This window comes from Arthrobacter sp. Dra40 (assembly GCF_059091905.1).
Genome location: NZ_JBNHHB010000039.1, coordinates 39,798 through 46,219 on the forward strand (window position 1 = coordinate 39,798; position 6,422 = coordinate 46,219).

The following is a 6,422-nucleotide window of genomic DNA, read 5'->3' on the forward strand; positions in this document are numbered from 1 at the left end:
GAACTTGTCTGTAAAGCTTCCTTTACAACGAAGGGTTCAACGGAGCGCTTCAGGCTACAGAGAGGGAAGCCGGCATTGGACGACAAGACAGTTGTGCGGAGTCGATGGGGACGTGCACGCTTTGGCGGCGGTTCCGTGACCTTGTTGAGTACATCGCTGGTGATCGGTGTACTCATCTCCGGGGGTTTAGGTGGGCTATTCGTGCTGCTGGGCGATGTAGGGCGTCCTATGCTTGCGTTCGCCCTCGTAGTAGTCGGCACTCTGCCAGTCGCGGCAACACTCGGATGGGCAGTCCTCGTTGACCGCTCAACTCTTGCTGGAGCGATTGACAAGCCAGACGATTCAATCGAATCTGCGTGGTACCAGAAAGCTACGAGCGGGGCGTTCGGAGATATCCTCGTGGTTGGCGGGCTGGGCGCCGCCGGGTTCGCATTTACGGGACTCGAAGCGCCCATCGGCTGGGTGCTCTCCGCGGCCGTGCTATTTGCCATGCTCGACTTCGCAGCACGCTACATGTGGCTGAAGAAATCCGCTGCCTGATGCAGAACACGCTTCCACAGCACCGCCAAGAGTTAGGTTGGTCGCAACAACGTTTGGCGGATGAACTCGGAGTATCACGTCAGACCATCATCTCCATTGAGAAGGGCCGTTACGACCCATCCCTACCGGTCGCGTTCAGGATCGCGGCCGTCTTCCAATGCAGTATTGAAGACCTATTCACACCTCAATGAATGTGGCAGTCCGTCTTCAGTCCGATGCACAACGCGGCATTGTGAGCAGTCGATGGGGCCGAAGCCGAGTCAGCGCAGCACCACGAAATTGGTGACCGCTGCGTCGCGTCCGTCCAGTTCGGCCCAGCTCTTGGCATGCCGGAGCACGGTCAGGCCGGACGTCGGGTAGTGGGTGGCCATGTCCATCACGGACTCCTCGTCCGATTCCACCGACGCCAGCCGCATCGCCAGATCCTGCACCGCCGGCATGTGGGCCACCACCAGCAGCGAGGTGATCGTGTCGGGCAGTTGGTTGATCTCGGACAGCACGCGCGTCACCGGCGAGTCATACAGCTCGTCGGAGAGCATCGGCGTCGGCGCCTTCTCCCCCAGCTCGTTGCACACCCAGGTACAGGTCTGCCGGGTCCGCAGTGCCGAGGAGCAGAGGATGAAGTCGGGGATGGAGTCGTGCTCCACCATCCAACGTCCGATCAGCGGCGCCTCGTCGTGCCCGCGCTTGGCCAGCGGCCGTTCATGGTCCTCGACCCCCAGCGGCCACGCGGCCTTGGCGTGGCGCATGATCATCAGTTTCTTCAGGTGGTGGTCGTTCACACCACGAGTGTAGTAGCCCCCTTGCCACCGCTACGGCGCGGTGCAAGGCTCGGCACATGCCTGAGCAAACACTTGAAGCGGACGTTGTGGTGATTGGCGCCGGCGCGGTCGGCGAGAACGCGGCGGAGCGCACCGCCAACGGAGGACTCAAAACGATTCTGGTGGAATCGGAACTGGTGGGCGGCGAATGCTCCTACTGGGCCTGCATGCCGTCCAAGGCGCTGCTGCGTCCCGGCACGCTGCTGCAGGCCGCCCGCAGCGTCCAGGGCGCCGCCCAGGCCGTGACCGGCGGTCTGGACGCAGAAGCGGTGCTGGCCCGCCGGGATTCGTTCACCTCCAACTGGGACGACTCCTCTCAGGTGAAGTGGGTGGACGGGGCCGGCATCGAACTGATCCGCGGCACCGCCACGCTCAGCGGTCCGCGGGAGGTGACGGTCACGGACGACGACGGGACGCAGTCGCGCATCGCCGCGCGCCACGCCGTCGTGCTGGCCACAGGTTCCGCCCCGACGGTACCGCGGGTGGACGGGTTGGACGGGATCGATTTCTGGGGAACCCGCGAGGCCACTTCGGCCCGGGAGGTCCCGGAGAGCCTGCTGGTGCTGGGCGGCGGCGTCTCCGGCTGCGAGCTGGCCCAGGCTTACGCCCGGCTGGGCACCGACGTCACGCTGGTGGCCCGCGGGGATTTGCTGGCGAAGTTTCCCGAACCGGCCCGGCGGCTGGTGGAAGCCGGCTTGCGCCGCGACGGGGTGCGGGTCCGCCTGCACACCGCGACCTCCCGTGCGGACGCGTACGACGGCGGTGTCACCCTCACGCTGACTGCGGCGGGTTCGGACGGGGAGACGGGGACGGCGGACACCGTCACGGGAGCCAAGCTGCTGGTTTCCAGCGGGCGACATCCGGCCCTGTCCGGACTCGGACTCGAAGGGCTGGGACTGGATCCGAAGCATCTCACCGTTGACGCCAGCGGCCGGGTCTCTGGCGTGGACGGTGGCTGGCTCTACGCGGTGGGCGATGCGGCCGGCAAGGCGCAGCTGACTCACCAGGGGAAATACCAGGCCCGCGCAACCGGAGAGGCGATCGCGGCCCGCGCTGCCGGTGAGCTGGACGGTGATCCAGAACCGTGGAGCCGGTATGCCAGCACGGCAGACGACGCGGCGGTGCCCTCAGTGGTTTTCACCGATCCGGAGGTGGCGTTCGTGGGCCTGACCGAAGCCCAGGCCAGGGAGCGCGGGCTGAGTATCTCGACCACCGAACTGCCGATCGCCGTCGCCGGCTCTTCCCTCTACGCCGACGGCTACCAAGGCTGGGCGCAGATGGTGGTGGACGAGGAGCGCATGGTGATTGTGGGTATGACCTTCGCCGGCCCCGGCGTCGGCGAACTGCTGCACGCGGCCACCATCGCTGTGGTCGGCCAAGTCCCGCTGGACCGCCTCTGGCACGCCGTCCCCTCCTACCCCACCATCAGCGAGGTCTGGCTCCGGCTCCTCGAAAAATACGGCCTCTAGTCCCGGCGGGCGTGGCGGGTGGCGGGAAGCAGGGACAACAAAGCGGAACAGCTCTCGAGGAAGGCGGCTTTAATATTTCTAAGGCCGCCCGCGGCCGCATAAGAGATTCGACGAGGGACCCGATCCGAGCCTGCGAGGATTGGGAGTCGAAGAACGTTCGTTGCCGCCGTTCGGGAGCTGTTCCGCGAAGGTGAGAAAAACTAGATCGAGTACTCCGGCGCAGCCCAGACGACTACTTCCGGGTGCTCGTAGAACCGGTAGCCTTGGCCGCGCACGGTGCGCACTGTATTGGCCAAGCGGCCCAGCTTCGACCGAAGCCGGCGGATGTGCACGTCGATGGTGCGTTCGTTCGGAACTTCCTCGGCGTTCTTCCACAGCCCGGAGAGCAGCTCTTCGCGGCCCACGGTGCGGGTGGCGTTCTCCACCAGGTAGTTGAGCAGCTCGAATTCCTTGAACGTCAGGTTCAGCGTCTCGCCGTCCAGGTGCACCTCGCGGCGGGACAGATCGATCAACACACCGCTCGGCCGGCTGGCATGCGAAGCCTGCTGCGGCTGGCGCTGGATCTCCACCGCCGGTGTGCGCGGACGGCGGCTGACGGTGGGATCGCCAAGGGCCTGGCGGACCACATCGATGTTTTCGCCGGGCGCGTCGGCCGGGGCAAGGGCTACGGCCCCGTGGGTCTGGGCATCGGCGGCCAGCGACTGCACGTAGGCGCGGACCTGGGCGGCCAGCTTGCTCAGCGAGGTTCCCTGGGCAGCGGCGGCTTCCTCGTCGAGGCCCACGTAGAGAACAAACCCGCGGGCAACTGTGTCGTTAGAGACCGCCTGCGGGCCCGGAATTCCATTGGGGGTGACCACAGGAGTCGGTGCCGTGGTCGGATTGGCGGCACCGGCGTCGTACTGGCCCGGAACGGCGCGCAACACGCGGTAGGGCTGCTGCTCCCCCTGGTGCGGCTGCCCGCCGAACGGCTGGTGCGCTCCGGAGGCCTGACGCTGGGCGGCGGCCGCACGGTTCTGTGCGTTGCGGACGGAGATGTGGACGTATCCGGATGAAACTGACATTGAGAACCTCATGTGTGAATGGCCGTCATCGCGGCGCGAATGCATGGCATGCCCGCACGGGATGTGTTTCTGGCGCCCGCCATTGGACAGTTGAATTGCCTGGATAACTCTGGGGTGGTGAGTTAGGCCTGCATTCGGCAACAGTCCATCAGTCCGCCGGGAGACACCCCGTAACTGAAGGCTGCGGCTGCAGATGCTGTTGCGTTGTTGTTCACAACCATGAGTTTCCTCGTAACAAAGCTTACGTGCAAGTAATATAAGCCTGCTTATCTCACATAATGAGACGAAGCCGCACTTTTGTGTGGCGGATCACAGAAATCAAGATGAATAAATATCAGTCCAAGTGATCGCTTCAGGCCTTGAGCGCATAATTATTCACGTTGAGGGACTCAGGGCAGCCAGGAGGCCGGGCTAGGACGAAAACGCTCACCTATGCAAGGTGTCCAACATGTGGACACCCATGAGTGCGGGCTCGGGACGTTGGCACGGGCCGAACAGCGTCCGTTTCCGGGACGGTTTCGGCCGAGGTCAGCCGGCCACGCCGTAGAGCCGGTCGCCGGCGTCGCCGAGTCCGGGCACGATGTAGGCCTTCTCATTCAGCCGCTCGTCGATGGAGGCCACCACGATGGAGACGTTGGTGTCCTCCAGTTCGTCGCGCAGCGCCTGCAGCCCTTCGGGCGCGGCGAGCAGGCAGATGCAGGTCACGTCCGCGGCGCCCCGGGCAAAGAGGAACTTGATGGCTTCGCGCAGCGTGCCGCCGGTGGCCAGCATCGGATCCAGCACGAACACCTGGCGGCCGGTGAGGTCGGCCGGCAGCCGTTCGGCGTAGGTGATCACGTCCAGGGTTTCCTCATTGCGGGCCATGCCCAGGAAACCGACTTCGGCGGTCGGCACCAGCTTGGTCATGCCCTCGAGCATGCCGAGGCCGGCGCGCAGGATCGGCACCACCAGCGGGGTCGGCTTGGTAAAGGCAGTCCCGATGGTCAGGGTTACCGGTGTCTCGATCTCCACTGGCTGGGTGCGGACTTCGCGGGTTGCCTCGTAGGCGAGCAGGGTCACCAGTTCTTCGGTGAGTTGGCGGAAGACGGGCGACGGAGTGGTCTTGTCGCGGAGAACGGTGAGTTTGTGGGCAACAAGAGGATGGTCCACTTCGAGTACGCGCATCCCACAAAACTACCGGCAGCCGGATAGCAGGGACAAACATCGGGCCTGCCAGAATGGTGCCATGGGCCCGATTGATCCGCAGCACCACCACTGGATGGGCCTTGCCCTCGACCAGGCCCGTCTGGCGCTGGACACCTTCGATGTCCCGATTGGCGCGGTGGTAGTGGGGCCCGACGGCGGGGTGCTGGGTTCCGGACGCAACGAACGGGAGGCGCTCCACGACCCCACCGGCCATGCCGAAATGGTGGCCATTCGAGAGGCAGCGCGAAAGCTCGGAACGTGGCGGCTGGACGGCTGCACCCTGGTGGTCACCCTGGAACCGTGCGCCATGTGCGCCGGCGCCATTGTGCTGGCCCGCATCCCCACGGTGGTCTTCGGCGCCTGGGACGAAAAGGCCGGCGCCGCCGGCAGCGTCTTCGACATCCTGCGGGAACGGCGGTTGAACCACTGGGTGGAGGTCTACCCTGAGGTCCGGGCCGAGGAGTCCGCCGCCATGCTGCGGGCCTTCTTTGCGGGCCACCGCGGCGACCTCCCGCTCTAACGCTGCTATCCCGCCGGGCCGTTTTGGGGCTAAGGGCCAACACCGGGTAAAGTTGACGCGTTGGTGACGTGTCCGAGCGGCCGAAGGTGCAACACTCGAAATGTTGTTTGGTGTAACAGCCAACGTGGGTTCAAATCCCACCGTCACCGCCAACTAGCGAGGCCCCGGTTCCCCTTGTAAACAAAGGGAAACGGGGCCTTTGCTTTGCCTTCAAAACTACACAGCAGTAACGCAGCTGGACAGAAATTCAGGGACAGCCCGCAGGTTCGGTCTTTTCACCAATTGAAGCCCGTAAGGAGTCTCCCCCGGTAGTCGGCACGAGGATGAGTTTCAAGAATGCAGCTGAAACCCAGTCCTGCGCTCATCGTTATCGCCGGGCCGATTAGTGACTCCCAGTGTTTGCGGAACAGCCGCCAGAAATTTGGACACGCTGGCGGTTAGTTGCCATGCTCCCAAATTGAGCGCCGAGCTTGTCGGTGTTGTCGTTGAGCCAATCCGTATAGCTGGTTTCTTTGGGGAAGGTTCCACAGATACTTCGGCCACGCCGACCCGTTCATCCTCATCCGCCGAGGACCCGCACGTGCAAGCGCCTCAGCCGGCACCGTGCTGCGTTGGCGTGCCCTTGGCGAGGGCGCCGTCGATGCCGCCGAGCGAGACCGTCGCGCTCATGAGCGTTTCGGTCATCTGCTCCAGCACGGTCATGTCGACGTTCTTGATGGTGTCGCAGGACTGGTGGTAGCACTCGTCGTACTGGTCCCCCGCCTGCCCGCCGAACGTGAGCGCCTCGGCCTCGCTCTTGGTCCCCGCGTCGCCGGTGAACAGGCCC

8 protein-coding genes and 1 tRNA gene are annotated in these 6,422 nt (G+C 64.7%); 5 read left to right on the top strand and 4 right to left on the bottom strand.

The features are described from left to right. Positions 1–228: 228 nt before the first annotated feature. Entirely contained in the window at positions 229–540 is a 312-nt protein-coding gene (locus AC5RWT_RS16850; protein ID WP_494081143.1) for a hypothetical protein, read from the top strand. Then, entirely contained in the window at positions 540–731 is a 192-nt protein-coding gene (locus AC5RWT_RS16855; RefSeq protein ID WP_494081150.1) for a helix-turn-helix transcriptional regulator, read from the top strand. Before AC5RWT_RS16850 ends, AC5RWT_RS16855 begins: the two co-directional genes overlap by 1 nt. Positions 732–800: 69 nt before the next feature. Here AC5RWT_RS16855 and AC5RWT_RS16860 read toward each other — a convergent pair whose 3' ends face one another. Continuing rightward, complete coding sequence (locus AC5RWT_RS16860; RefSeq protein WP_494081144.1) at positions 801–1,322, bottom strand: SixA phosphatase family protein; 522 nt, start codon at positions 1,320–1,322, stop codon at positions 801–803. 56 nt (positions 1,323–1,378) lie between these two features. Here AC5RWT_RS16860 and AC5RWT_RS16865 point away from each other — a divergent pair, with 56 nt between their 5' ends. Beyond that, a complete protein-coding gene (locus AC5RWT_RS16865) occupies positions 1,379–2,830 on the top strand; it encodes a dihydrolipoyl dehydrogenase family protein (RefSeq protein WP_494081145.1) in 1,452 nt (483 codons plus the stop codon). A gap of 200 nt (positions 2,831–3,030) precedes the next feature. Here AC5RWT_RS16865 and AC5RWT_RS16870 read toward each other — a convergent pair whose 3' ends face one another. Together AC5RWT_RS16870 and upp are read right to left on the bottom strand one after the other, a co-directional pair. Further along, positions 3,031–3,891: a winged helix-turn-helix domain-containing protein gene (locus AC5RWT_RS16870; protein WP_494044959.1), complete on the bottom strand. Its 861-nt coding sequence runs from the start codon at positions 3,889–3,891 to the stop codon at positions 3,031–3,033. A gap of 528 nt (positions 3,892–4,419) precedes the next feature. Then, positions 4,420–5,055, bottom strand: a complete 636-nt coding sequence (gene upp, locus AC5RWT_RS16875) for a uracil phosphoribosyltransferase (RefSeq protein WP_494081146.1) — start codon at positions 5,053–5,055, stop codon at positions 4,420–4,422. Positions 5,056–5,116: 61 nt separating this feature from the next. Between upp and AC5RWT_RS16880 the strand changes: the two genes are divergently transcribed. Next, on the top strand, positions 5,117–5,596 hold the full coding sequence (locus AC5RWT_RS16880) for a nucleoside deaminase (protein ID WP_494081147.1): 480 nt from the start codon (positions 5,117–5,119) through the stop codon (positions 5,594–5,596). Between the two features lie 62 nt (positions 5,597–5,658). Further along, positions 5,659–5,748, top strand: a tRNA-Ser gene (locus AC5RWT_RS16885). Positions 5,749–6,187: 439 nt separating this feature from the next. Here AC5RWT_RS16885 and AC5RWT_RS16890 read toward each other — a convergent pair. After that, positions 6,188–6,422: M28 family peptidase (locus AC5RWT_RS16890; protein ID WP_494081148.1), on the bottom strand; the 235-nt coding region annotated here is incomplete at its 5' end.

Bases quoted from the DNA above. Each gene is read 5' to 3' on its own strand.
- AC5RWT_RS16850 (WP_494081143.1), top strand. From the start codon at position 229: ATGCTTGCGTTCGCCCTCGTAGTAGTCGGCACTCTGCCAGTCGCGGCA.
- AC5RWT_RS16855 (WP_494081150.1), top strand. From the start codon at position 540: ATGCAGAACACGCTTCCACAGCACCGCCAAGAGTTAGGTTGGTCGCAA.
- AC5RWT_RS16865 (WP_494081145.1), top strand. From the start codon at position 1,379: ATGCCTGAGCAAACACTTGAAGCGGACGTTGTGGTGATTGGCGCCGGC.
- AC5RWT_RS16870 (WP_494044959.1), bottom strand. From the start codon at position 3,891: ATGTCAGTTTCATCCGGATACGTCCACATCTCCGTCCGCAACGCACAG.
- upp (WP_494081146.1), bottom strand. From the start codon at position 5,055: ATGCGCGTACTCGAAGTGGACCATCCTCTTGTTGCCCACAAACTCACC.
- AC5RWT_RS16880 (WP_494081147.1), top strand. From the start codon at position 5,117: ATGGGCCCGATTGATCCGCAGCACCACCACTGGATGGGCCTTGCCCTC.